We start from the raw sequence: 22,086 nt of genomic DNA, 5'->3' as shown, positions 1-22,086 counted from the left end.
TGTCGGAGGCCTGCCCGGCCCAGTCGCGGGCAGGTGCTTCGCCGGGGGGAACCCCGCACGATGTGGCGTTTTATTCCTCGCCACGGAACAGCTGCCCCAGCGCCAGCCCCGGATCCTCGGTCCGCATGAAGGCCTCGCCCACCAGGAAGGCATTCACCCCCGCCTCTTGCATGCGTGCCACGTCTTCGCGGGTATGGATACCGCTCTCGGTGACCAGCAGCGCATCCTCGGGCACCTGGGCCTTCAACTCCAGCGTGGTCTCCAGCCGCGTCTCGAAGCTGCGTAGATCGCGGTTGTTGATGCCGATCAGGTCCGCGCCGATCTTCTTCGCACGCTCGAGCTCCTCGGCATCATGCACCTCGACCAGGGCATCCATGCCCAGCTCGCGGGTCAGGAAGTACAGCTCATTCAGCGCGGTGTCATCCAGCGCGGCGGCGATCAGCAGCACACAGTCCGCCCCCAGCACCCGCGCCTCATAGACCTGATAGAGGTCGATCACGAAGTCCTTGCGCAGGATCGGCAGCTTGCAGGCCACGCGCGCATCGCGCAGATCCCCGTCGCGCCCCTTGAAGAAGTCCACGTCGGTCAACACCGACAGGCAGGTGGCGCCGTGTTCCTCGTAGCTGCGGGCAAAGGCCTCGGGGTTGAAGTTCGGGCTAATCTGGCCCTGACTGGGGCTGGCCTTCTTGATCTCCGCGATCACGGCCGCGCGGCCGGCATCGATATCGCGCTGTAGCGCAGCCCGGAACCCGCGCGGCTCCGGGGCCGACCCCATCCAGCCACGCAGCTCGCGCAGGGGCCAGTAGGCCTCGCGTTCCTTCAGCTCCTCGCGCTTGCGTTCGAGGATCCGCTTGAGGATGTCCGGCACGTCAGTCATCAGGTTCCTGCTCCTTGATTGGTCAGTCGCGCACTGGTCGCCTGCAGCCGCTCCAGGCGCTCGCGGGCGGCACCCGAATCGATCGCCTCGGCCGCGCGGCCAACACCCGCGGCCAGCGACTCGGCGCCGCCCCCGGCGTAGATCGCGGCCCCGGCGTTCAGCAGGACGATATCGCGGGCCGCGCCGGCCTGCCCCTCCAGCACCCCGCGCAGCATCGCGGCCGAGGCCTCCACACTGTCGACCCGGAGCGCGTCCAGCCCGCTCCGCGCCAGCCCGAAGTCCTCGGGCACCACGGTGTACTCCTCGATCGCGCCATCCTTCAGCTCGGCCACCCGCGTCGGGGCACCGATGCTGATCTCGTCCAGCCCGTCCTCGGCGTGCACCACCAGCACATGCTCGCTGCCCAGTCCCTTCAGGGCCTCGGCCAGCGGCCGCACCCAGACATCGGAGAACACGCCCAGCACCTGATTCGGCGCCCCGGCAGGGTTGGTCAGCGGACCCAGCACATTGAACAGCGTGCGCACACCCAACTCCTTGCGCGGGCCAATCGCGTGCTTCATCGCGCCATGATGGGCCGGGGCAAACAGGAAGCCGACGCCGACCTCCTCGATACAGGACCCGACCGCCTCCGGCGACAGCCCGAGATGGATCCCCAGGTGCTCCAGCACGTCCGCGGAACCGGACTTCGACGACACCGAACGGTTGCCGTGCTTGGCCACCCGCACGCCACCGGCCGCCGCGACCAGCGCCGAGGCGGTGGAGATATTGAAGGTGCCGGAGGCATCGCCGCCGGTGCCGCAGGTATCGACCAGCCCGGTGCGCGGGACCTCCACGCGTGTGGCCAGCTCGCGCATCACACCGGCCGCCGCGCGGATCTCCTCGATGGTCTCGCCCTTCATGCGCAGGGCCACCAGCAGCCCGCCAATCTGGGCGTCGGTGGCCTCGCCGGTCATCACGGCCTGCATCACCGCGGTCATCGCGGTTTCGTCCAGATTGCGGCGTTCGATCAGGGCCGCTATGGCTTGCTGCACGGTCACAGGGCTGCTCCTGTCGGGGAATCGGAGCGCTAGTGTAACGCCCGCTCCCGCGCGGCACGAACCAGGGAAACGCTGACCCATATGCACACTCGCGCTCGAGTCGCTTTTGCGTGCGAACTAGGCGCGGTGACTGCCGTGCAGCATTCTGCACAAGGGAACCGCAACGCCGTTCCCGCGCAAAAGCGGCCGAGCCCCTGCTTTAAATGGATCGTGGGGTTGGCACCCCAGGTTCCCCGATCCTGCGTTGCGGCCCTTGCCGGTAGAACCACTACCGGCTGCGCACCGCGCCTTGCCTCGGAAAACCTGGGGTGCCAACGCGAGTGTGCATATGGGTCAGCGTTTCCCTAACCCCCCACCAAACCAGACGAAAGCGGCGAATAGCCAAATCAGCGCCGCTCCGGCGACCAGGTGCAGCAGTACGTCATCCAGCCAGTCGACCACGAAGAGCGTGAGCAGGGCTGCAAACCCGAGCTGGATAAAGGCCTGCATCGCCGACGCCATACCGCGCGCGCCCGGATAGCAGTCCAGCGCCAGCAGGGTCAACGAGGGCATCCCCAAGGCCAGGGCAAAGCTGTACAGCGCAAACGGCAGGGTGACCGCTGCCACCGGGGGTTCCGAGGCCAGCGCGGCCCAGCCCACCAGCGCCAGCGAAATACCGGTGAGCAGCAAACCAATGCGGACCGTGACCTCGGGCGCCACGCGCCCGGCACTCCAGCCGGAGGCCACACCCCCCAGCATCAGCCCGACCACCATGGGCGCGAACAGCCACCAGAAATCGCGCTCGCCCCCACCGAGATGGACATAGATCAGCGCAGGCGAGGCCGCGACGAACAGGAACTTGGCCCCGAACAGGGTGGTATGCACCAGCACCGGCTGCAGGAACTGCACATTGCGCAGCGTGCCCGCGTAGCGCCCAAGCACCAGTCGCGGCCGGCTGGAAACACGCCCGACCGGGGGCAGCGTCTCCGGCAGCCACAGGCGCGCGGCCAGCAGCAGCACGACCCCGTAGAGCACCAGGAACGCGAACACCGAGCGCCACCCGAATGCGGATTGCAGATAGCCGCCCAGGATGGGCGCGATCGCGGGCCCCATCGCGAACATGATCGTCACGATGGCGAATACGCGTCGGGCATCGATGGGGTCGAAGCGATCGCGCACCAGGGCACGGCTTACGACAACGCCCGCCGCCGCCGCGAAGCCCTGACCGATACGCAGCCCGATCACCTGCCAGTACTCGACCGCCACCACCAGCAGCGCGGATGTCGCGACAAAGGCCACCAGGGCCCACAGCACGACCGGACGCCGGCCAAAGGCATCCGACAGCGGCCCGGCCACCAGGGTGGCCAGGGCAAACGCGACCAGGTAGGCGGACAGCGTCGCCTGCATCGCCGCACCGTCGACGGCCAGATCCGCGGCCATCGCCGGAAACGACGGCAGGTAGGTATCGAGCGAAAACGGCGCCAGCAGCGCCAAGGGCGCGACCAGCAGCGCGAAACGCAGCCGGGTGCGGCGTTCTAGGGAAGCACCGGTCAATGTACGCGCCCGCGCTCGAGTCGCTTTTGCGTGCGAACAAGGCGCGGTGACCGCCGTGCAGTCATTCTGCACAAGGGAGCCGCAACGCCGTGCGCACACCCGTTTTTGATAACAACGGGCGGCCGAGCCCCCGCATTGAATAGCTTGTGGGGTTGGAGCCCCATGTTCCCCGATCCTGCGTTGCGCCCCGAATCAATCAAAAACGGGCCGATAAAACCACTACCCGCTGCACGATGCTCCTGGTCTCGGAAAACATGGGGCACCAACGCGGGTGCGTACATTGACCAGTGCTTCCCTCCGCTCACGCCGGCTGGGGCAGGCGGCGCAGAAAGTTGTCGAGGAGCTCGTGCCCCTGCCGGGTCAGGATGGATTCGGGGTGGAACTGCACGCCCTCGACGTCCAGTTCACGGTGGCGCAGGCCCATGATCTCGTCGCGGGTGCCATCCTCGCGCTCGGTCCAGGCGGTGACCTCCAGGCAATCGGGCAGCGAGGCCGACTCCACCACCAGAGAGTGATAGCGCGTGGCCTCCAGCGGGTTCTCGAGGCCCGCAAAGACCCCCACCCCGGTGTGATGCACCGGGGAGGTCTTGCCGTGCATGATCTCGCGGGCCCGCACCACGCGCCCGCCGAACACCTGACCGATCGCCTGATGCCCGAGACAGACCCCGAGGATCGGAATCTCCCCGGCAAAGCGGCGGATCACCTCCATGGACACACCCGCCTCGTTCGGGGTGCACGGGCCGGGCGAGATCATGATCCCGGCGGGCGCCAGCTCGTCGACCTGGTCGGGGGTGATCTGGTCGTTGCGATGCACCTCGACCTCCGCCCCCAGCTCGCCCAGGTACTGGACCAGATTGAAGGTGAACGAGTCGTAGTTGTCGATCATCAGGATCATGCCGGGATTCCCTCCGCCGCACCGGACCGGTACAAATCGCAGACTAGCGCGAGTGCACCCGGCGTGCCCGACAACCGCGCTCGCGCTGCCCGTTCTGCGCCCGTCATCACGCCCTCAGCCACGGTGCCTGCGCGGCCCCAGCCCGCCCAACGCCAGCTCGGCCGCACGCACGACCGCACGCCCCTTGTTCAGGGTTTCCTGCCACTCGTTCTCGGACACCGAGTCGTGCACCACGCCAGCCCCGGCCTGGATGTGCAGCTCGCCCTCGTGCAGCACGGCCGTGCGGATCGCGATCGCGGTATCCATGTTGCCGGACCAGGAGAGGTAACCGACCGCCCCGGAATACGGCCCGCGCTTGACCGGCTCCAGCTCGTCGATGATCTCCAGCGCCCGGATCTTCGGCGCGCCGGAGACCGTGCCGGCCGGGAAGGTCGCCCGCAGCACGTCCATCGGCGAGTGCCCCGGGGCGAGCTGGCCCTCCACATTGGAGACGATGTGCATCACGTGCGAGTAGCGCTCGATGCTCATGGTGTCGGTCACCTCCACCGAACCGATCTCGCAGACCCGGCCGACATCGTTGCGCCCGAGATCGATCAGCATCAGGTGCTCGGCGCGCTCCTTCGGGTCGGCCAACAGCTCGACCTCCAGCGCGCGGTCCTCCTCCTCGGTACGCCCGCGCGGCCGGGTGCCGGCGATCGGACGCACGGTCACGCGATCGTCCTCCAGCCGCACCAGGATCTCCGGGGAGGCCCCGACCACGTGGTGGTCGTCCAGGTCCAGGTAGTACATGTAGGGCGACGGGTTCAGCGCCCGCAGCGCGCGGTAGAGGTTCAGCGGTGGCGCCGAGAACGGCACGCTCATGCGCTGCGCCAGCACCACCTGCATCACGTCGCCGTCCATGATGTATTCCTGCGCCCGCGCCACGGCCGCCTGAAAGCCCTCGGCCGACCAGCCCGGCACATACTCCGGCACCGCGTGCGGGTGCGGTGGGTCTTCCGGCGGCACCAGCGGCTCGCCGATCCGGCTCTCCAGCTCGTCGAGGCGTTCCGCGGCCACGGCCTGCCCGTCGGGGCGCGAGGTATCGGCATGCACCACCAGATACAGCCGCCCGGAGAGATTGTCGTAGACCACGACCTCCTCGGAGACCATCAGCAGGATGTCCGGTAGCCCCAACGCATCGGGCTTTTCCGGGCCCTCCAGGCGCGGCTCGATCAGGCGTACGGTCTCGAAGCCGAAGTAGCCGACCAGGCCACCGGTGAAGCGCGGCAGGCCCGGCAGTTCGGCGACCTTGAAGCGCGCCTGGTAGGCCTCGACCCAGGCCAGCGGATCGGTCTCGGTGGTCTGCTCGACCACGTCACCGTCGGTCTCCACCGTGATGTCGTGGCCGTGCACCCGCACCCGGGTCCGCGCCGGCAGGCCGATAAAGGAATAGCGGCCCCAGCGCTCCCCGCCCTGCACCGACTCGAACAGGTAGGAATACGGCCGGTTGGCCAGCTTCAGGAAGATGGACAGCGGGGTCTCGAGATCCGCCAGGACCTCGCGTACCAGCGGGATGCGGTTGTAACCCTCGCGGGCCAGTGCGTCGAAATGTTCGGGGGTCATCACAATGGTTCCTGACAAGAGAGCGGGAAGACGGCGCGAACAATCAGTCGCCGTTTCGCCATCGCCCCATTGTCCGGTCCATTGCGATCATCCTCAGGCCGCCCGGGCGGGCAGCAGTTCCGGGAGTTCGTCCAACCGGTCGAGCACCGCATCCGGGTGCTCGTCGCGGATATCGTCGCCGTGATTGTACCCGTAGGTCATGCAGACGATCTGGAAGCCGGCCGCGCGTGCCGCCTTCACGTCGCTCTTCGAGTCTCCGACCATCAGCGACTCGGAGGGGTCGACACCCAGTTCCTTCGCCGCGTGCAGCAGCGGCGCCGGGTCGGGCTTTTTCTGCGGCAGGGCGTCGCCGGCGACCACGATCTCGAAGTCGTCGAGGATGCCCTTCTCACGCAGCAGCGGCACGGTGAAGCGCTCGGCCTTGTTGGTCACGCAGCCCAGGCGGTAGCCGGCGGCCTTCAGCTGGTCCAGCCCCTCGCGCACCCCCGGGTACAGCGGCGAGCGCCCGGCGGTGTTCTCCTGGTAGATGCGCATGAAGACGGGTAGTGCGCGCTCGAAGGCTTCCGGGTCTGGCTCGCCGTCGAGGTCGTTCACCAGCGCCCGTTTGACCAGTCGCTCCACCCCGTTGCCGACCCAGTTGCGTACGGCCGGCTCGCCGCGTTCGGGCAGACCCAGCTCGCGCATCATCGCGTCCACGCTGAACGCCAGGTCCGGCACGCTGTCGATCAGCGTGCCGTCCAAGTCGATCAGGATCATGCGGGGGCGTTTCAGGGACATCCCGGTCTCCGTGGCGGTCAGGCTCAGGCCTTGGCCATCTCGTCGCGCATCTGCTGGATGATGCTGTTGTAGCGGTTCGCGTCGGAGTCGCTGGACGCGCCGAAGATCGCGGAACCGGCGACGAAAGTATCGGCACCCGCGGCCTTGATCTCGCGGATGTTGTCGGCCTTCACGCCGCCGTCGATCTCGAGGCGGATGTCACGCCCGGATTCGTCGATCATCTTGCGCGCGGCGCGCAGCTTGTCGAGGGTGGCCGGGATGAATTTCTGGCCGCCAAAGCCCGGGTTCACCGACATCAGCAGGATCATGTCGACCTTGTCCATCACGTAGTCGAGATACGACAGCGGCGTGGCCGGGTTGAACACCAGACCCGCCTTGCAGCCCTCGGAGTGGATCAGCTGCAGGGTGCGGTCGATATGGTCGGAGGCCTCCGGGTGGAAGGTGATGTAGCTGGCGCCGGCCTGGGCGAAGTCCGGGATGATGCGGTCCACCGGCTTGACCATCAGGTGCACGTCGATCGGCGCGGTCACGCCGTGCTTGCGCAGGGCATCGCAGACCAGCGGACCGATGGTCAGGTTCGGCACGTAGTGGTTGTCCATCACGTCGAAGTGGACGATGTCCGCGCCGGAGGCCAGGACGTTGTCGACTTCCTCGCCCAGACGGGCAAAGTCGGCGGAGAGGATGGACGGGGCAATGAAATCGGGTTGTGCCATGGGAAGCCTCGCAGAAATCTCTGGGATAGCGGGACCGACCATCGGCCACGCTCTCGGAACCGCGGAACTTTACCGGATGCCGCCATGGCAGGCAAAAGGCGGCGCATGCGACAGGTCCTCCAACGCAAACGGGCCGGGGAAACCCCGGCCCGTCGGCTTGCCACTTCCTCGTTGCCCGAATCAGTTGAATTCGGATTCGATGAAGGCGGCCACGTTGGCGATGTCGTCATCGCTCAGCGCCTGGGCATGCGGGCGCATCAGACCGGAATGAGAACCGATCTCTTCACCGGCACGGTAGCGCTCGAGCTTGTCGGCCACGTACTCGGCGTCACGACCAGCCAGCGGGGGGAAGATCGCCTGACCCTTGCCCTGGGCCCCATGGCAGCTCAGGCAGGTCGACTGGTACTTGGACTGGCCAGCCTGGATGTCGGCCGCTTGCGCGGCGGAGGACAGCATCAGCGCACCCCCTGCGATTCCGGCCAGAACGAACAGCTTGATTTTCATTGTTGTGGTCTCCTCGTTTGCAACTCACCAACGGGGTTGCGGCCCCATCTGAAGCGAACGTTAGCAGGGCTTCCCTGAACGGTGCATTAACATAAAAACCGATAGGGATATGCCGATTCCCGCGTGCTCAGCGCCCGTGCACGTAGCGCTCGTCCGACCAGGTTGCCAACCATTCGGGACGCACCATCACCAGACCGGTCACGACCATGCCGTTGAGGACGGCCTCGGGCAGTACGAGCAGCGCCAGATAGCGCACGTAATCGCGATAGATATCGCCCCAGGCCAGGTCGGTGAACAGCGCGTAGATCACGGCCGAGGTCAATACCGTGGCCGCCACCGTCAGGGCCCCGCCGAGGAAGGCGACCCCGTATAGATAGATGAACATGTGGCGTGGCAGCCAGGTCTCGGTTGCCCGCAGCAAACCCCAGGTCACGGCCACCGGCAGCACGCCCGCCAGCAACACCGTCAGCGGAAAGGCCGCAAGCGGCAGCGCCCCCAGCAGGGCCAGTCCCGCGACCACCAGGAACACCATCAGGATCGCCAGCTGCCAGCCAAACATCAGCGTGATCGTGGCCACGCCGAGAAAGTGCAGCGCCAGTCCCTCAAGGGTCTGCGCGCGCAGCCCCCAGATCAGCAGCAAACACAAAGTGGCGATCACAATTAGTTGCGTGCGCCCGGGAACAAAAAACGCCTCCCAGGGCATGCGCCGGAGCATGATCAGCAGCCCTGCCCCCAGGAGCAACGCAGACAACACGCGGAGCGCAACCGGGAGTTCGCCCACTCCCTCGACCATGGTCAGTCGGGCTCGCGTTCGGCGGCCGCGACGGTGTATTCGCGGCCCTGCTTGACCTTGTCGTAGTTGCCGAACACTTCCTTGAACCCCTTCTCGATGAAACGCCGCAATCCGGTAATGGTTACGACATAGATGCGGCCACTGGGGTTCATCTGCTCGTGGGCATCCAGCAGGTAGGTGTAGAGCATCTCCCGCCCTACCTTGGCGGGCAGATTGGAGGCCACGAGATCGAAGCGCCGCTCGCGGATCTGCGCAAAGCCGTTGCTGTTTATGCACTCGACGTTGGTGATGCCGTTGAGCTCGGCGTTGCGCCGGCTGTACTCGACCGCCAGGAAATTGGTATCCACCAGTATCGTCGTGCCCTGCGGGGCCTTGCGCGCGAGGGTCAGGCCGATCGGGCCATAGCCACAGCCCAGATCGAGACAGTCATCGGTCGGACGCACCTCGACGCGATCCAGCAGCATGCGCGTGCCATCGTCGATCCGGCGCGGCGAAAAAAGCCCCCAGGTCGTGCGAAAGCGCAGAGACTCGCCCGCCAGGGCATCGTCGAATTCCAGGTCGCGCTTGAGCTCCGCCTGACGCGCCCGGCGCGAACGGCTGTCCGGGAATGCCTCGCTCACGCGGACACCCCGGCTGCCCGCGCCAGATCCTGCCAAAGCCCCTCGGCGGTGGACGCCGGGGCCATCGCATCGTCCTCGCCAGGCAGGCCCAGCACGCTCAGGTGCCCCATCTTGCGCCCCGCCCGCGCCTCGCTCTTGCCATACAGATGCAGGCGCGCACGCCCGGCGTCCAGCACGTCGGACCAGTCCGGGCTGCCGTCCGCGGGCCACAAATCCCCCAGCAGGTTGACCATCGCCACCGGGGCGGTCAGGCGCGCCGGGGCCAGCCCCAGACCACAGATCGCACGCACCTGCTGCTCGAACTGGGAGACGGTGCAGGCGTCCAGCGTGTAATGACCGGTGTTGTGCGGGCGCGGGGCGATCTCGTTAACCACCAGATCCCCGCCCATGGTCAGGAAGAACTCGACCGCCAGCACCCCGCAATAGTCCAGGCGATCGGCAATCAACTGCGCGATCGCCACCGCGCGCCCGGACAGCTCCTCGTCGACGCGCGCCGGTACCCGGCTCAGGTGCAGGATGCCATCGCGGTGCACATTTTCGGATACAGGGAAGGCCTCGCTGCGACCGTCCGCCGTGCGCGCCACCACGACCGACAGTTCGCGCTCGAGCTCTACCCGCTCCTCAAGCACACAGTCCACGCCACCGAGCTCCGCATGCGCGGCCGCCAGATCGCCCATGTGATCCATGGGGCGCTGCCCCTTGCCGTCGTACCCCAGGCGGGCCGTCTTCAGGATCGCCGGGAAGGATGGCGCGCCGGTGGCGTCCTCGCCACCATCGCCACCGGCTGTCACCGGACGCCACGGCGCGACCGCTACCCCGATCTCGGCGAGAAAGCGCTTCTCCTCCAGCCGGTCCTGGGCCACGCCCAGCGCGCAAAGTCCGGGCCGCAGACAGGCATTGGCCTCCAGCCACTCCAGTGCCGGGCGCGGGATGTTCTCGAACTCGCAGGTAATCACCGCGCACTGGCCGGTCAGGGCCGACAGCGTCTCCGCATCCTCGTAGGGCTGACAAAGATGACGCGTGGCGACCTGTCCGGCGGGGCTGTGCGGGTCGGGATCCAGCACCCACACGGCATAACCCATCTCGCGCGCGGCCCGCACAAAGTAGCGGCCGAGCTGCCCGCCGCCGAGCAGCCCCAATGTGGCGGGAGGCAGGATCATGATGCGGCCGGCGGCAGGATCTGGTTGAGCACCGTGTCGCGCTGCGCGCGACGGAAGGCATCCAGACGTTCGCACAGGGCGGGGTCGGAGTTGGCCAGCATCGCGGCGGCAAACAGCGCGGCATTGGCCGCGCCGGCCTCGCCAATGGCGAAGGTCGCGACCGGGACCCCCTTCGGCATCTGCACGATCGACAGCAGCGAGTCCTGTCCCTTCAGATGGCGTGAGGCCACCGGCACGCCAAGCACCGGCACCGAGGTTTTGGCCGCCAGCATGCCGGGCAGGTGCGCAGCGCCCCCGGCCCCGGCAATAATCGCGGCCAGGCCCCGTTCGCGGGCCTGTTCGGCATATTCGAACAGGAGATCCGGGGTGCGGTGGGCGGAGACCACACGCGCCTCGTAGGGCACGCCCAGTTCCTCCAGCACCTCCACCGCACGCTCCATCGTCGCCCAGTCGGAGGTGCTGCCCATCACCACGCCCACGCGTGGAGCGGTATTGTCGTTGTTGGCCGTCATGGACGGAACCTTAGCCGCCCCGCCCCGGGGCGACAAGCCCGCGATGCGGCCCAATCCCCACGGCCCCGGGCTGACATCCCTCGATCCGCATCCCGTGCGGCGCTCATCCAAGCTCCGCCAGCAACTGGCGGATCATGTGCTCGGCCTGGGAACCATACCCTCCGCCAAACAGGTGGTCGTGGTTCAGGATGTGGTAGAGGTTGTAGAGCGTCTTGCGCACCGGGTAGCCGGCGTCGACCGGGCGCATCTCCTCGTAGGCATCGAAGAAGTCCTGCCCGGGATGGCCGAACAGCTCCATCATCGCCAGATCCGCCTCCGGATCCCCGTAGTACACGGCCGGATCGAACAGTACGGCCGCACCATCGGACTGGAAGCCCCAGTTGCCGCTCCACAGGTCCCCGTGCAGCAGTGAAGGCTCGGGGCGGTAGTCGCTGAAGAACCCGTCCAGACTCGCTTCCAGCGATTCCAGCGCCTGGATCAGCGAATGCGCGGCCCCGCGCTCGCGCGCCAGACCCCGCTGGAAGCCCAGGCGCTCGTCGCGATAGAACGACACCCAGTCATCATGCTGGCGGTTCGACTGCGGTGTCGAGCCGATGTAATTGTCGTGGTCCAGCCCGAAGCGCGCCGCCATCTTCATGTGCATGTCGGCCACCCCGTGCCCCAGCGCGACCCCGTCGCGACGGCCGTCCAGGTCCAGTTCCTCCAGCACGATGAAGCAGACATCCCCCGCCTTGCCCGTACCGATCACCGCGGGGATTTTCATTCGCTCGCAGCGGGCCAGCTCCTCAAGCCCGCGCGCCTCGGCCGCAAACATCGCCTCGGCCATCGCGCCCCGGTTGAGCTTCGCGAAAAAGGTCCGACCATCGGTCCCGGTCACGCGCTGAGCCTGGTTGATCGAGCCCCCGGAACAGGCCTGGCTTCCTGTCGGCTCGAACGCGCTTGCGGTATGGTCCGTGATGCACTGGGCCACCGCCGCCGTGATGGCGTCAGGGCCCGCAGAATCCAATCGGTTCATCCTCGGTATCCGGCTTGCTGATCAACGTGCAGGTTAACGGTTACCGCAGGATTCGTCAGGAGACCTACCCCATGGCCTTTCGCAAACTCGAGCCACTGTGCGACAAGATCGGCGCCGAGCGCATCCGCTCGGTCATCGACGACTTCTATCGCCGCCTGTCCAGCGACCCCGACGTCGGGCACCATTTCGAGCGCATCCAGGACTTCGAGGATCATGTCCGGCGCATCTCGGACTTCTGGTACATGAACCTGGGTGGCCGCCTGGAGCAACCGCCCACGATCGACATGGTTGGCAAGCACGCCCCGCTGAACCTGACCGACGACGACCTGGCAGTCTGGATGCGGCATTTCAAGGCGACCACCGAGGAGCACCTGGAGGCGCCACTGGCGGCCGAGTGGCAACAGCTGGCGGATGGCATCGCCAGCCGGATGCGCGAGGACATCATTCGCTAGCATCTTCCCACCCGCCTGCCCTGTTGAGGCTGGCCCTGGTTCGTCGTCGGTGTTTACTTGCCTTCGGTCCGCCGCCTGCCATGCGCTCACTCGCGAGCGCGCCGCGAGGTACTTCTTTGCTCGTGCAAAGAAGTACCCAAGAAACACGCCCGACTGCCGCGACCCCGGCCCGCTGTGCGGGCCGGGGTTTCCCTCGCTCCGAGGCTTTTCGCGGGCGGCGCTGAAACTCGCTGCGCTACGCTCCGCTCAAACAGTCAGCGCCTCTCTTCCTGCGAAAACCCTCTCCACTCGGCGCGACGACAACGGGGGGTGAAGGTCAAGACAGCAGCTGTCCCGGCGATTTTGCTTGTAGATGGAGGCTAGGTCTTCGGACATCTTCGGCACGCGCGGCCTGCGGCCGTGGCGTGCCGCGCCCGCCAGCGGGCGCTGGGGGGCGGGCAGGATGCGGATGAGTGCAGCGAATCGCATCAGAGTTGCCCCGACGTCGGAACGGTGCGTTTCGCTGCGCTCAACCGCACCCTACGGCGTCGGAGTTGGGCGAAACGTTGGGGAATGGCTCTTGTCTTGACCTTATCCCCCGTATGAAGCCCCTTGCGGAAGGGTTCTCGGGGCGGAAGAGAGGCGCTGACTGTCTGAGCGAAGCGACAGCGTAGCGAGTTTCAGCGCCGCCGGCCCGAGGGCCCTGGAGCAAGGTCCCCGGGCGGAATCCGGGTGCGCCTCGACGGGTACTTTCTTGGGCAAGCAAGAAAGCCAGTTGTTGATCAAAAACGGGCGCGGCGCGCTCGCGAGTGAGCGCATGGCAGGCGGCCGGACGAAGGCACCGTAAACACCAGAGGCCCAAACAGGCCCAGCCTCAGCGCGTGAAGCAGCCCCGGCCCGTCAGCAGGCGTTATCGGTGTAGCCGGGCGCGTCGCAGAAGGCGCGACCGAGCGCGAGGTCCTCGCGCATGTTGCGCAACGCTCGAAGGTGATCCTCGCGGCTCGCCGCGAGCTTGGACTGCGGCGTTACCGGGAACAGCAGCTGCGACAGCGACGGCGGGTCCTGCCCCAGACGCACCGCATAGACGATCTGGTAGGCATATACCCGGCGCACATAATCGCGGGTCTCCGAGAACGGGATCAGCTCGGCCCAGATATCGGCGTCCATCTCGCCGTCGTCCGGCAGCCAGGAGCGCACGCGATGCGCCCCGGCGTTGTAGGCCGCCGTGGACAGCAGGCTGTGCCCGCCAAAGCGATCCAGGTTGCGCCGCAGGTAATAGGTGCCCAGCGTCGCATTGGTCGCTGGGTCGAGGATGTCCCAGTCGGAGTTGACCCGGACCCCGGCGCTGGAGGCGATCGAGCGCCCGGTCGCCGGCATGATCTGCATCACGCCCAGCGCCCCGGCCCCGGAACGCACGTCATGCAGAAAGGCGCTCTCCTGGCGGGCGATCGCCATCGCCCAGGCCGGGTCGATGCCCTGTTTCTCCGCGCCCGGGACGATCACCGAGTCGAAGGCCAGCGGGAAGCGCAGCTCGATATCGTCCCAGTTGCGGGCCCGCGCAATGGTGAAGATCGCGCGGTCGTACCAGTTCCAGTCGGCGAACGCCGCGGCCGCGGCCTCCAGTTCGGGCGTCTCCATGTTGGCCACCGTGCGGGTCCACTCGCGCCGCGCCTCGGCGTAGCGGCCCAGTGCTACCAGCTCGCGCATGCGCTGCATGGCGGGTAGCCCGCTGACCGACTCACGCGCACCATCGGCTAGCTGCAGGGGCTGGTGTCCGATGCGATATGGCTGCCCTAGGCGGTCGGCGGCCAGGAATCCATGGAAGTTGCGCTCGCGCGCCGCACGCTCGTAGAAGAAGCGTGCCTCGTCGGCATCCCCGAGCTGCTCCAGCGCCCGGGCATACCAGTACTGCCAGGCCGTCTCTTCGCGTGCCTCGCGGCTCATCGCCCGAACCGCGCTCTTGACCGTCTCCCAGTCGCGTTCATGCAGCGCCGCACGCACCTGCCATTGGCGCAGCTGGTCATCGAAGACCTCCGCGTCCAGCCCTTCCATGAACTCCAGCGTCTCGGAGCGGAAGCGCAGAGCAAGGCGCAACGCGAGCGCGTGTTCGATCTCGCGGGCCGTCTCGGCCGGGAAGCCCAGACGCTCGCCACGCTCGGCCCAACCCTTCAGTGCCGCGTCCAGGTCCTGCGGAATCCAGCGCTTGAATGCCTGCTCCAGCATCGCCTCGGCCGAACGGTGATCATCCGCACGGAAGTCGACCTCGACTACGCGCGCGGGGCGTGACTCGAGTTCCAGCCAGCGCTCCGCCCAGCCACGATCGGCGCTCGCCAGATAGCGACGGAGGTAGCGCGCGAGCCCGGTCTGGCGCGCCTGCATCGCCAGGGCGAAACGCTCCCAGGCCAGCTCGTCGGTCAGTCCACCGGCATCCCGCCAGGCCTTGAGTGCGGGGTCACAGGCACTGGGGCGCGACTGGCCGTGCAGCCAGATGGACTCCATATCTTCGATCGCCGCCGAGGTATTGCCAGTCTCGATCAGTGCCTTGCGCCGCTGGCAGTCCTGCGTGACGGAGAGATCGCGGCCGTCGTCGGCAAAGTCGAGATACCGCGACCAGGCCTCTTCGCGGGCCAGATAGGAGAGGTAGTTGCTGCGTAGCTGGCTGGCCAGCGGCGTATCGTCGTGCTCCTCGATAAAGTCACGCACGGCGTCGGGATCGGCCCGGCCGAGATCGCGCGCCAGTTCGCGATGATCCAGGTAGGGCGTCAGCGGATAACCTTCCAGCGTGCTGCGAGCATTGCGGTAGGCCGTCATGTCGCCACGGCTGAGTGCACGTTCGGCAAGGAGGAACAGGCTACGCTCAAAGAGCATACCGGCCGGAACCGGGTCGGCCGCCGGGGCCCCGGCGGCGAAGGCCATGACCAGACCGGTCAGACCCGTGGTGAGTATCCTGGGCAGGCGCATCGGGTGGCTTTCTCGCTTGTCTGATCGGTTCATATTCCGCAGCACCGGTGAAGGACGCAACGGTCTTGTGGTGATTTCGCGCTCCTTTGGACGCATTCCGCGACAATACCGTGGTGTCGCGTGGCGCTGCCGGTGACTGGCGTCACTCGCGTTCGATCACGGAAAATGCTCCGCGTTCCAGGCCATCCAGGGTCCAGGAGGCCACACGATAGCGCACCAGGCGCAGGGTCGGATGTCCCACCGCGGCCGTCATGCGCCGTACCTGGCGGTTGCGACCCTCATGCAGTGTCAACGCGAGCCAAGAGGTCGGGATGGACTTGCGAAAGCGTACGGGCGGGTCGCGCTCCGGCAAGTTGGGCGGTTCCATGGGCTCGATCTTTGCCGGCTGCGTGCGGCCGTCCTTCAACTCCACCCCGGTGCGCAGGGCCTCCAGCGCGGCCTCATCGGGCGCGCCCTCCACCTGCACCCAGTAGCTCTTGCTGGTCTGGTGGCGCGGCTGGGTCAGCCGGGCATTCAGGCGCCCGTCGTCGGTCAGCACCATCAGTCCTTCGCTGTCGCGATCCAGACGCCCGGCCGGATAGACCCCGGGGATGTCGATGTAATCCGCCAGTGTGGGGCGCCCTTCCGGATCGGTGAACTGCGGCAGCACACCCCAGGGCTTGTGGAACAAAACGATTCGATGCATCAGTCGCAGCGCACGGTTACACGCTGGGCGAAATGGCGCCCCAGGTCATAGTCCACTGTGGCCCCGTAATCGAGCATCATGGCCTTGGCAACGAGTTGAGGATCCGGGCGGGGGCGCTCCAGCTCCGCGCTGCAGCCCGCGGCCGCGAGCCCGTCGGCCTCGACGATGCGCGTACCGGCCGGCTCCTCGTGCAGGAGCTCGATGAAATAGGTCGGGTCGTAGACCTTGTACGCCAGGGTCTCGGAACCCACATCGACTGGCTCGTCCAGCGCCAGGCGGAAACGGAAGAACAGCAGCCCGTCTTCCATGCGCATGGACGGATCGGACTCGGCGGCGACGTCCACCTCGCGCCCACCGGCCTCGACATGGCTGTACCACTCGTATTCCTCGAGGTTGCCGAGGATCTCGCGGGCGAGCGCCTGCAGTTTCTCGTCTTCGGTCGCGCCCTCCTGATGCGCCAGGGCATCCTCGTAGAGGTACTGCCCGTAGGTCGGATCGAAGCGCCAGCGATGCAGCATGTGGGTAATGCGCCCCTCGTCATCACGCTCCAGCGTGATCTCCAGGTCGATCCAGGCATGCGGATGCGCCTGTACCGGCGCACTGACCAGCAGCCACACCAGGCCCGCGGCAAGGATGGCGTAGAGAAGGGAACGTGGGCTCATGCAATCTCCGGGGTCGTGGACCGCCAGGCACCGGCGGCCGCCAGCAGGCGACCATGATAATCGCGCGCCACCCCGAGTTCCGCGAGCCAGCGCGGGGCATCGGGTTTCGGCCCGGTAGGGCTCAGAGCCTCGAGCCCCGGCAGGTCGGGGATGCGGTCCGCCAGCCCGGTCAGGCGGCGCGACAGGCGCAGCCGGTCCGGCTGCTCGGCAATGCGCGCGGCCACGGCGTCGGCCCGGCGGATATTGCAGCGCGCCACGGCCGTTGGATCGGCCAGCACCGTTTCCAGGTCGCCCAGGCGGCGAAGGATCCGCGCCGCGGTCCTGGGACCCACACCCTCGATGCCCGGGATGTTGTCGCTGGCATCGCCCGCCAGGGCGAGCATGTCGGCCACCTGCTCCGGACGGATGCGAAAGCGCTTCTCGATCGCGCGGCGATCCAGCGCGGTCCCGCGCTCCGGATCATGCATCCGGTCCTGGTCACCGAGGATGACCTGGGTCAGGTCCTTGTCCGCGCTCTTGACCTCGATGCGACAACCCGCGGCCCGTCCGTCCCGCGCCAGGCTGGCGATCAGGTCATCGGCCTCGTACTCGGGATGGGCCAGCGTCCGGAAACCGAGTTGCCCGAGCAGCTCCCGGATACGCGCGAACTGCTCGCGCAGTTCCGGTGGCGCCGGCGGGCGGTGGGCCTTGTAGGTGGGGTCGAGCCGGTGGCGAAAACCCTGGCGCAGACTCTCGTCGAAACAAAAGGCGATCGGACCCGGGGCGCAGGCGGGCAGCCACTGACCGAGCGAATGCACCAGCCCGTGCACAGCCCCGCCCGGCCGCCCGAGCGGATCCGGGTCCAGCCCGCGCGCGAACCAGGCACGGAATACAAAGATGCTGGAGTCGACCAGCGTCAGGGTCGGGCGCGGCGGCCCCGGGCGCGACTCAGTGCAGGCGCTCAAGGTCCTTGCGCACCCCGGCGATGGACCGGTCGAAGGCCGCGCGTTCATCCGCGTCCAGTTCCAGCTCGATCACCCGTTCCATGCCGCCCTGGCCGAGGATGCAGGGCACGCCCATGGCCACGTCGCGTTCCCCGTATTCGCCCTCCAGCAGGGCCACGGTCGGCAGCACGCGCCGGCGATCCACAGCGATCGCCTCCACCATCTCGGCGATGGCCGCGGCCGGTGCACCATAGGCGCTGGAGGTCTGCTTCAGGGCGAGGATCTCGGCACCCCCGTGGCGGGTACGCTCGACGATGTTGTCGAGCGTCGCCTGGTCCATGAAGTGGTGCAGCGGCACGCCGTTGACACTGGAATAGCGCAACAGCGGCACCATCGCATCGCCATGGCCACCCAGCACCAGGGCCTGGATGTCGTGGGTGGACAACCCCGTCTCCAGGGCGATAAAGGCCTCCATGCGCGAGGTATCCAGCACCCCGGCCTGCCCGAAGATGCGATCGCGGCTCCAGCCGGTCTTCTGCCAGGCGCGATAGGTCAGCACGTCCACCGGGTTGGACACCACCAGGATGCGGCTCTGCGGCGCATGGACGAGGATGTCCTGAAGGATCTGGTCGAGGATCTCGACGTTCTTGTCCAGGACATCGGAGCGCGACATGCCCGGCTTGCGCGGCAGTCCGGCCGTGACGATCACCAGTTCCGCCCCGGCGATCACCGAGGGTTCGTGACTGCCGCTCAGGCGCGTATCGAAGCGCAGCAGGGGCGCGGTCTCCTGGATGTCCAGCGCCGCACCGGCTGCCGCACCCTCGCGCACGTCCAGCAACGCGATCTCGCGGGCGACATCGCGCCGGGCCAGGAACTGGGCGGTGGATTCGCCGACGCGTCCGGCTCCGATGATGGCGATTTTCTGCATGCTTGCCTCGTCTGACGGAGGTGGAGTTTGGGGTTAGCGGCGCGCAACCCCGCTGTCGCGCGCGGCCTGTGCGACCGCCTGCGGCACGGTATCAATCAGGCGCGGATCGAACGGGGTCGGCAGAATGTAGTGCGGACCAAACTCGAGCGCCTCCAGGCCGTAGGCGTCCAGCACGGCCTGCGGGATCGGCTCGCGGGCCAGTTCGGCCAGCGCATGCACGGCCGCGACCAGCATCTCGTCATTGATCCGGCGCGCGCGCACATCCAGCGCACCGCGGAAGATGAACGGGAAGCCCAGCACGTTGTTGACCTGGTTGGGGTAGTCCGAACGGCCTGTCGCCATGATCAGGTCGTCGCGCGTCTCGAGCGCCAGCTCCGGACGGATCTCCGGATCCGGGTTGGACAGCGCGAAGATCACCGGCTTCGGCGCCATGGACTTCAGCATCCCGGGTGTCAGCAGATCGGGGCCCGACAGCCCGATGAAGACATCCGCACCCTCGCAGGCGTCCTCCAGCGTGCGTGCCTCGGTATCGACGGCGAAGATCTGCTTGTATTCGTTCAGGTCGTTGCGCTGGCTGTGGATCACGCCCTTGCGGTCCACCATGAACAGGTTCTTCTTGCTCGCCCCCAGGCGCAGCAGCAGCTGCATGGAGGCGATGCCGGCCGCCCCGGCGCCCACACAGACGATCTTCGCGTCACTGAGCTTCTTGCCCTGGATCTCCAGGGCATTCACCAGACCGGCCGCGGTGATAACCGCCGTGCCGTGCTGGTCGTCGTGAAAGACGGGGATATCCAGGCGCTCGGACAGGCGGCGCTCGATCTCGAAGCAGTGCGGCGCGGCGATGTCCTCGAGGTTGATCCCGCCGAAACCGCCGGCGATGCGGGCCACGGTGTTGATGAAGTCCTCCGGCTGCGGCGCATCCACCTCAATGTCGTAGACGTCGATGTTGGCGAAGGCCTTGAACAACACCCCCTTGCCCTCCATCACCGGCTTGGCTGCCAGCGCGCCGACATTGCCCAGCCCCAGCACCGCCGTGCCATCGGTGATCACAGCGACCAGGTTGCCCTTGCCGGTATAGCGGTAGGCCAGCTCCGGGTCGGAGGCAATCGCGCGCACCGGCGCGGCCACGCCCGGCGAATACGCCAGGGAGAGGTCGTCCTGGGTCGCCGTGGGCTTGGTGATATGGATGGCCAGTTTCCCGGCCGGCTGCTGTTCGTGGTAGTCCAGCGCGCGCTGGGTGAAATCCTTGGACATGGTGTTGCGGGGCCTTTTGGTCAAGCAGTGACTGTCAGAATGCAGCGGGGCTCCGGGGCCGGACCGGCCCCGCGACCGGTCAGTTGACCGGGTGCGTCGGCACCGAGGAGCGCCGGGCCTGTTCGTACAGCGGACGAAATTCGTCGGCCATGCGGGTCAGGTCGCGCTGGCGCGACTCGGGCGCCGGGTGCGTACTCAGGAACACCGGATGGCGGCCGTTGGCCTGCTCCGCCATCTTGCGCCACAGGCTCGCGGCCGCGTCCGGATCATAACCGGCCCGCGCGGCCAGTTCGATCCCGATGCGGTCGGCCTCCGCTTCCATCCGGCGGCTGTGCGGCAGCTGCACCGCGAGTGCGGCCCCCAGGGCGGCACCGGTCAGCGCCACGGGCGAGCGGTCGCCAGTCATCGCGTAACCCGCCACTGCGAGATTGCTGGCCAGGGCCACCGACATCTTCTCGGCCGTGTGCGCGGACAGCGCATGGGCGATCTCGTGGCCGATGATCTGCGCCAGCTCGTCATCGGTCAGCTCCAACTGTTCGATAATGCCGGAATAGATCGCCATCTTGCCACCGGCCATGGCGAAGGCGTTGACCGTGTCCGGCGCCTCGATCACGCGAATCTCCCACTCCCAGTCGGCGGTCTCGGGGCGATACTTGACCGCCTGTGCCACCACGCGCTCGGTGATCTGCTGCACGCGCGCGGTCATCTCGGGGTTGGCGTCCACCCTCCCCTCCTCTCGCGCCGGGGCGAGCATCTCCACATAGGCGGTACGCGAGGCGTCGATCGCCTGGTTCTCGGAGACCAGCATCAACTGCGAGCGCCCGGTGACCGGATTGGTGGTGCAGCCCGGCAGCGCGACGGCCAGGCCCGCGCCGATCAGCAGCGTCAGGGCCAGCGCCGCCCAGCGACGGAGAAACAGGCGGGACAGGGCGTTCATGGATCAAGCACCTCGAGATCAAAGGGGTGGCGGATCCGCATCCGCCCTCGCTCCCTCCAAGGATACACCGCACCGCGCGCAACAACGGTGTTACCCAGCAGTGAGCGTGGTTCCAGATCCTCGAAAAAATCGCGGTCATCCCCGGAGATCAGCAGATCCAGTGGACCGTTCAGGACCAGGACCCAGTGCGGGTCGCGCACGCGCACGTCGATCACCTCGCCCTGGACCCGCAGCCGCCCCTGCGAGCGCTCGCGCGGCGGCTCCAGCCAGTCGACCGGGAAGGCCTCGAGCCGCTCCAGCCAGAGCCCTCGTGACTCTTCGCGTGCCACGGTCTCGGCGCCGTAGTAGCAGTCATCCAGGGGATCCGGTTCCGGCCCTGGACGCGGCATGGCCAGGCCCTCCCCGATCAGGCTGGCGGCCAGCAGCGGTCCGTCGTCGATCCAGGCGTGCATGCGCAGGCGGCCATAGGCGTCGCGGGCCGGACGTCCCGGCAACAGCACCAGGCGGTGATCGACATCGAGCAGGCGGGCCTTCAGGGACTCTCGCAAGTCCAGCCCGAAGCCCACTGGCAGCAGCTGTGGCGCGGCGGACGGAAGCGGGGCTGCCGGTGCCAGACCCAGCAAACGGATGTGTCGCCCGTCTTCCAGCTCCAGGGCATCCGATGCCCAAACACGCTCGCCCGTCACGCGCTGCAGATCGCGCGGATCGTGGTCCTCCAGCGCGCACTGCGCCACGGCGCCCGGGGCAAGCAGCCACGCCGACAGCGCGACCAAACAAACGAGGGCGCCCCGCGGGACGCCCTCGTCAAATGGCACGAGCATCCGCTGGACGCCCCGCCAGAAACCGCCTCGCGCCATCGGGCGCGAATACATTCAGAATGCGAAGCGGCGGTTGAACTTGTCGACCTGACCGGCGGTGTCAACGATCTTCTGCTTGCCGGTGTAGAACGGATGGCACTGCGAGCACACGTCCACGTGCATCTCGTCCTTCGAGAGGGTGGAGCGGGTCTCGAACTGCGTGCCGCAGCTGCAGATAACCTTGACGTTGTGGTAGTTCGGATGAATGTCGGCTTTCATGGTCGGCTCACGCGTGTTCTGGCGAAAAGTGCGATAGCATAGCCGCCTTCCCGGGGCTGTTGCAAGGTCCTCCGTAAAGGGCGGGAGGCGAGCCCTGTGTACGCAAGCCCCTGAAGATAGCGCCCCTTCGCGGCATTCGAGGAGGCCTGTGGATAACCTTGTGGACGAATTGTCAGCGACTCCGGCAACCG

General features: G+C 67.4%; 23 protein-coding genes. 1 reads left to right on the top strand and 22 read right to left on the bottom strand.

The annotated features are described in order from the left end of the window. Positions 1 to 70: 70 nt before the first annotated feature. From trpC to C935_RS0111490, 13 genes are all read right to left on the bottom strand, one after another. On the bottom strand, positions 71 to 877 hold the full coding sequence (gene trpC, locus C935_RS0111550; RefSeq protein ID WP_018862653.1) for an indole-3-glycerol phosphate synthase TrpC: 807 nt from the start codon (positions 875 to 877) through the stop codon (positions 71 to 73). After that, positions 877 to 1,914: an anthranilate phosphoribosyltransferase gene (trpD, locus tag C935_RS0111545; protein ID WP_018862652.1), complete on the bottom strand. Its 1,038-nt coding sequence runs from the start codon at positions 1,912 to 1,914 to the stop codon at positions 877 to 879. Before trpD ends, trpC begins: the two co-directional genes overlap by 1 nt. A gap of 333 nt (positions 1,915 to 2,247) precedes the next feature. Continuing rightward, on the bottom strand, positions 2,248 to 3,447 hold the full coding sequence (locus C935_RS0111540) for a multidrug effflux MFS transporter (RefSeq protein WP_018862651.1): 1,200 nt from the start codon (positions 3,445 to 3,447) through the stop codon (positions 2,248 to 2,250). A gap of 301 nt (positions 3,448 to 3,748) precedes the next feature. Next, a complete protein-coding gene (locus C935_RS0111535; protein ID WP_018862650.1) occupies positions 3,749 to 4,342 on the bottom strand; it encodes an aminodeoxychorismate/anthranilate synthase component II in 594 nt (197 codons plus the stop codon). A gap of 114 nt (positions 4,343 to 4,456) precedes the next feature. Beyond that, on the bottom strand, positions 4,457 to 5,944 hold the full coding sequence (gene trpE / locus C935_RS0111530) for an anthranilate synthase component I (RefSeq protein ID WP_018862649.1): 1,488 nt from the start codon (positions 5,942 to 5,944) through the stop codon (positions 4,457 to 4,459). Between the two features lie 93 nt (positions 5,945 to 6,037). Further along, positions 6,038 to 6,721 carry a phosphoglycolate phosphatase gene (locus C935_RS0111525; protein ID WP_018862648.1) on the bottom strand — a complete coding sequence of 228 codons (684 nt, stop codon included), beginning with the start codon at positions 6,719 to 6,721 and terminating at the stop codon, positions 6,038 to 6,040. 23 nt (positions 6,722 to 6,744) lie between these two features. Then, positions 6,745 to 7,434 (bottom strand): ribulose-phosphate 3-epimerase, encoded by a 690-nt coding sequence (gene rpe / locus C935_RS0111520; protein WP_018862647.1) that lies wholly within the window; start codon positions 7,432 to 7,434, stop codon positions 6,745 to 6,747. A 180-nt stretch (positions 7,435 to 7,614) separates the two neighbouring features. Continuing rightward, positions 7,615 to 7,938 carry a cytochrome c gene (locus tag C935_RS0111515; protein ID WP_018862646.1) on the bottom strand — a complete coding sequence of 108 codons (324 nt, stop codon included), beginning with the start codon at positions 7,936 to 7,938 and terminating at the stop codon, positions 7,615 to 7,617. A 127-nt stretch (positions 7,939 to 8,065) separates the two neighbouring features. Beyond that, positions 8,066 to 8,731, bottom strand: coding sequence for an energy-coupling factor ABC transporter permease (locus C935_RS0111510; protein ID WP_018862645.1), 666 nt, complete (start codon positions 8,729 to 8,731; stop codon positions 8,066 to 8,068). A 2-nt stretch (positions 8,732 to 8,733) separates the two neighbouring features. Beyond that, positions 8,734 to 9,351: a class I SAM-dependent methyltransferase gene (locus C935_RS0111505; RefSeq protein ID WP_018862644.1), complete on the bottom strand. Its 618-nt coding sequence runs from the start codon at positions 9,349 to 9,351 to the stop codon at positions 8,734 to 8,736. Next, positions 9,348 to 10,511, bottom strand: coding sequence for a 5-(carboxyamino)imidazole ribonucleotide synthase (locus tag C935_RS0111500; protein ID WP_018862643.1), 1,164 nt, complete (start codon positions 10,509 to 10,511; stop codon positions 9,348 to 9,350). Before C935_RS0111500 ends, C935_RS0111505 begins: the two co-directional genes overlap by 4 nt. Next, on the bottom strand, positions 10,508 to 11,023 hold the full coding sequence (purE, locus tag C935_RS0111495; protein WP_018862642.1) for a 5-(carboxyamino)imidazole ribonucleotide mutase: 516 nt from the start codon (positions 11,021 to 11,023) through the stop codon (positions 10,508 to 10,510). The genes C935_RS0111500 and purE overlap by 4 nt, the downstream gene beginning before the upstream one ends. A gap of 103 nt (positions 11,024 to 11,126) precedes the next feature. Further along, positions 11,127 to 12,038, bottom strand: a complete 912-nt coding sequence (locus C935_RS0111490) for a fructosamine kinase family protein (RefSeq protein WP_018862641.1) — start codon at positions 12,036 to 12,038, stop codon at positions 11,127 to 11,129. Between the two features lie 71 nt (positions 12,039 to 12,109). Between C935_RS0111490 and C935_RS0111485 the strand changes: the two genes are divergently transcribed. Then, positions 12,110 to 12,490 carry a group III truncated hemoglobin gene (locus C935_RS0111485; protein WP_018862640.1) on the top strand — a complete coding sequence of 127 codons (381 nt, stop codon included), beginning with the start codon at positions 12,110 to 12,112 and terminating at the stop codon, positions 12,488 to 12,490. 879 nt (positions 12,491 to 13,369) lie between these two features. On the opposite strand, the gene C935_RS0111480 is transcribed toward C935_RS0111485, so the two are convergent. The 9 genes from C935_RS0111480 to rpmE all read right to left on the bottom strand — a co-directional run bounded on the left by C935_RS0111480 (position 13,370) and on the right by rpmE (position 21,895). Next, positions 13,370 to 15,430, bottom strand: coding sequence for a transglycosylase SLT domain-containing protein (locus C935_RS0111480; RefSeq protein ID WP_018862639.1), 2,061 nt, complete (start codon positions 15,428 to 15,430; stop codon positions 13,370 to 13,372). A 142-nt stretch (positions 15,431 to 15,572) separates the two neighbouring features. Continuing rightward, positions 15,573 to 16,115: a pseudouridine synthase gene (locus C935_RS0111475; RefSeq protein WP_038040077.1), complete on the bottom strand. Its 543-nt coding sequence runs from the start codon at positions 16,113 to 16,115 to the stop codon at positions 15,573 to 15,575. Next, on the bottom strand, positions 16,115 to 16,777 hold the full coding sequence (locus tag C935_RS0111470) for a DUF1007 family protein (protein WP_018862637.1): 663 nt from the start codon (positions 16,775 to 16,777) through the stop codon (positions 16,115 to 16,117). Before C935_RS0111470 ends, C935_RS0111475 begins: the two co-directional genes overlap by 1 nt. Further along, on the bottom strand, positions 16,774 to 17,721 hold the full coding sequence (locus C935_RS0111465) for a 5'-3' exonuclease H3TH domain-containing protein (protein WP_018862636.1): 948 nt from the start codon (positions 17,719 to 17,721) through the stop codon (positions 16,774 to 16,776). Before C935_RS0111465 ends, C935_RS0111470 begins: the two co-directional genes overlap by 4 nt. After that, positions 17,705 to 18,628: a malate dehydrogenase gene (gene mdh, locus C935_RS0111460; RefSeq protein WP_018862635.1), complete on the bottom strand. Its 924-nt coding sequence runs from the start codon at positions 18,626 to 18,628 to the stop codon at positions 17,705 to 17,707. Before mdh ends, C935_RS0111465 begins: the two co-directional genes overlap by 17 nt. Positions 18,629 to 18,661: 33 nt before the next feature. Next, positions 18,662 to 19,882: a malic enzyme-like NAD(P)-binding protein gene (locus C935_RS0111455; protein WP_018862634.1), complete on the bottom strand. Its 1,221-nt coding sequence runs from the start codon at positions 19,880 to 19,882 to the stop codon at positions 18,662 to 18,664. Between the two features lie 79 nt (positions 19,883 to 19,961). Continuing rightward, complete coding sequence (locus C935_RS0111450) at positions 19,962 to 20,819, bottom strand: M48 family metallopeptidase (protein WP_018862633.1); 858 nt, start codon at positions 20,817 to 20,819, stop codon at positions 19,962 to 19,964. After that, positions 20,816 to 21,592 carry a thermonuclease family protein gene (locus C935_RS0111445; RefSeq protein WP_026278778.1) on the bottom strand — a complete coding sequence of 259 codons (777 nt, stop codon included), beginning with the start codon at positions 21,590 to 21,592 and terminating at the stop codon, positions 20,816 to 20,818. Before C935_RS0111445 ends, C935_RS0111450 begins: the two co-directional genes overlap by 4 nt. Before the next feature lie 99 nt (positions 21,593 to 21,691). Beyond that, positions 21,692 to 21,895 (bottom strand): 50S ribosomal protein L31, encoded by a 204-nt coding sequence (rpmE, locus tag C935_RS0111440; RefSeq protein ID WP_012983743.1) that lies wholly within the window; start codon positions 21,893 to 21,895, stop codon positions 21,692 to 21,694. Positions 21,896 to 22,086 lie beyond the last annotated feature (191 nt).

This window comes from Thioalkalivibrio sp. ALJ3, assembly GCF_000377205.1.
Classification (GTDB): Bacteria; Pseudomonadota; Gammaproteobacteria; order Ectothiorhodospirales; family Ectothiorhodospiraceae; genus Thioalkalivibrio.
Note: the sequence above shows the minus strand (reverse complement) of the source record. Positions and strands in the feature narration are given on the sequence as shown.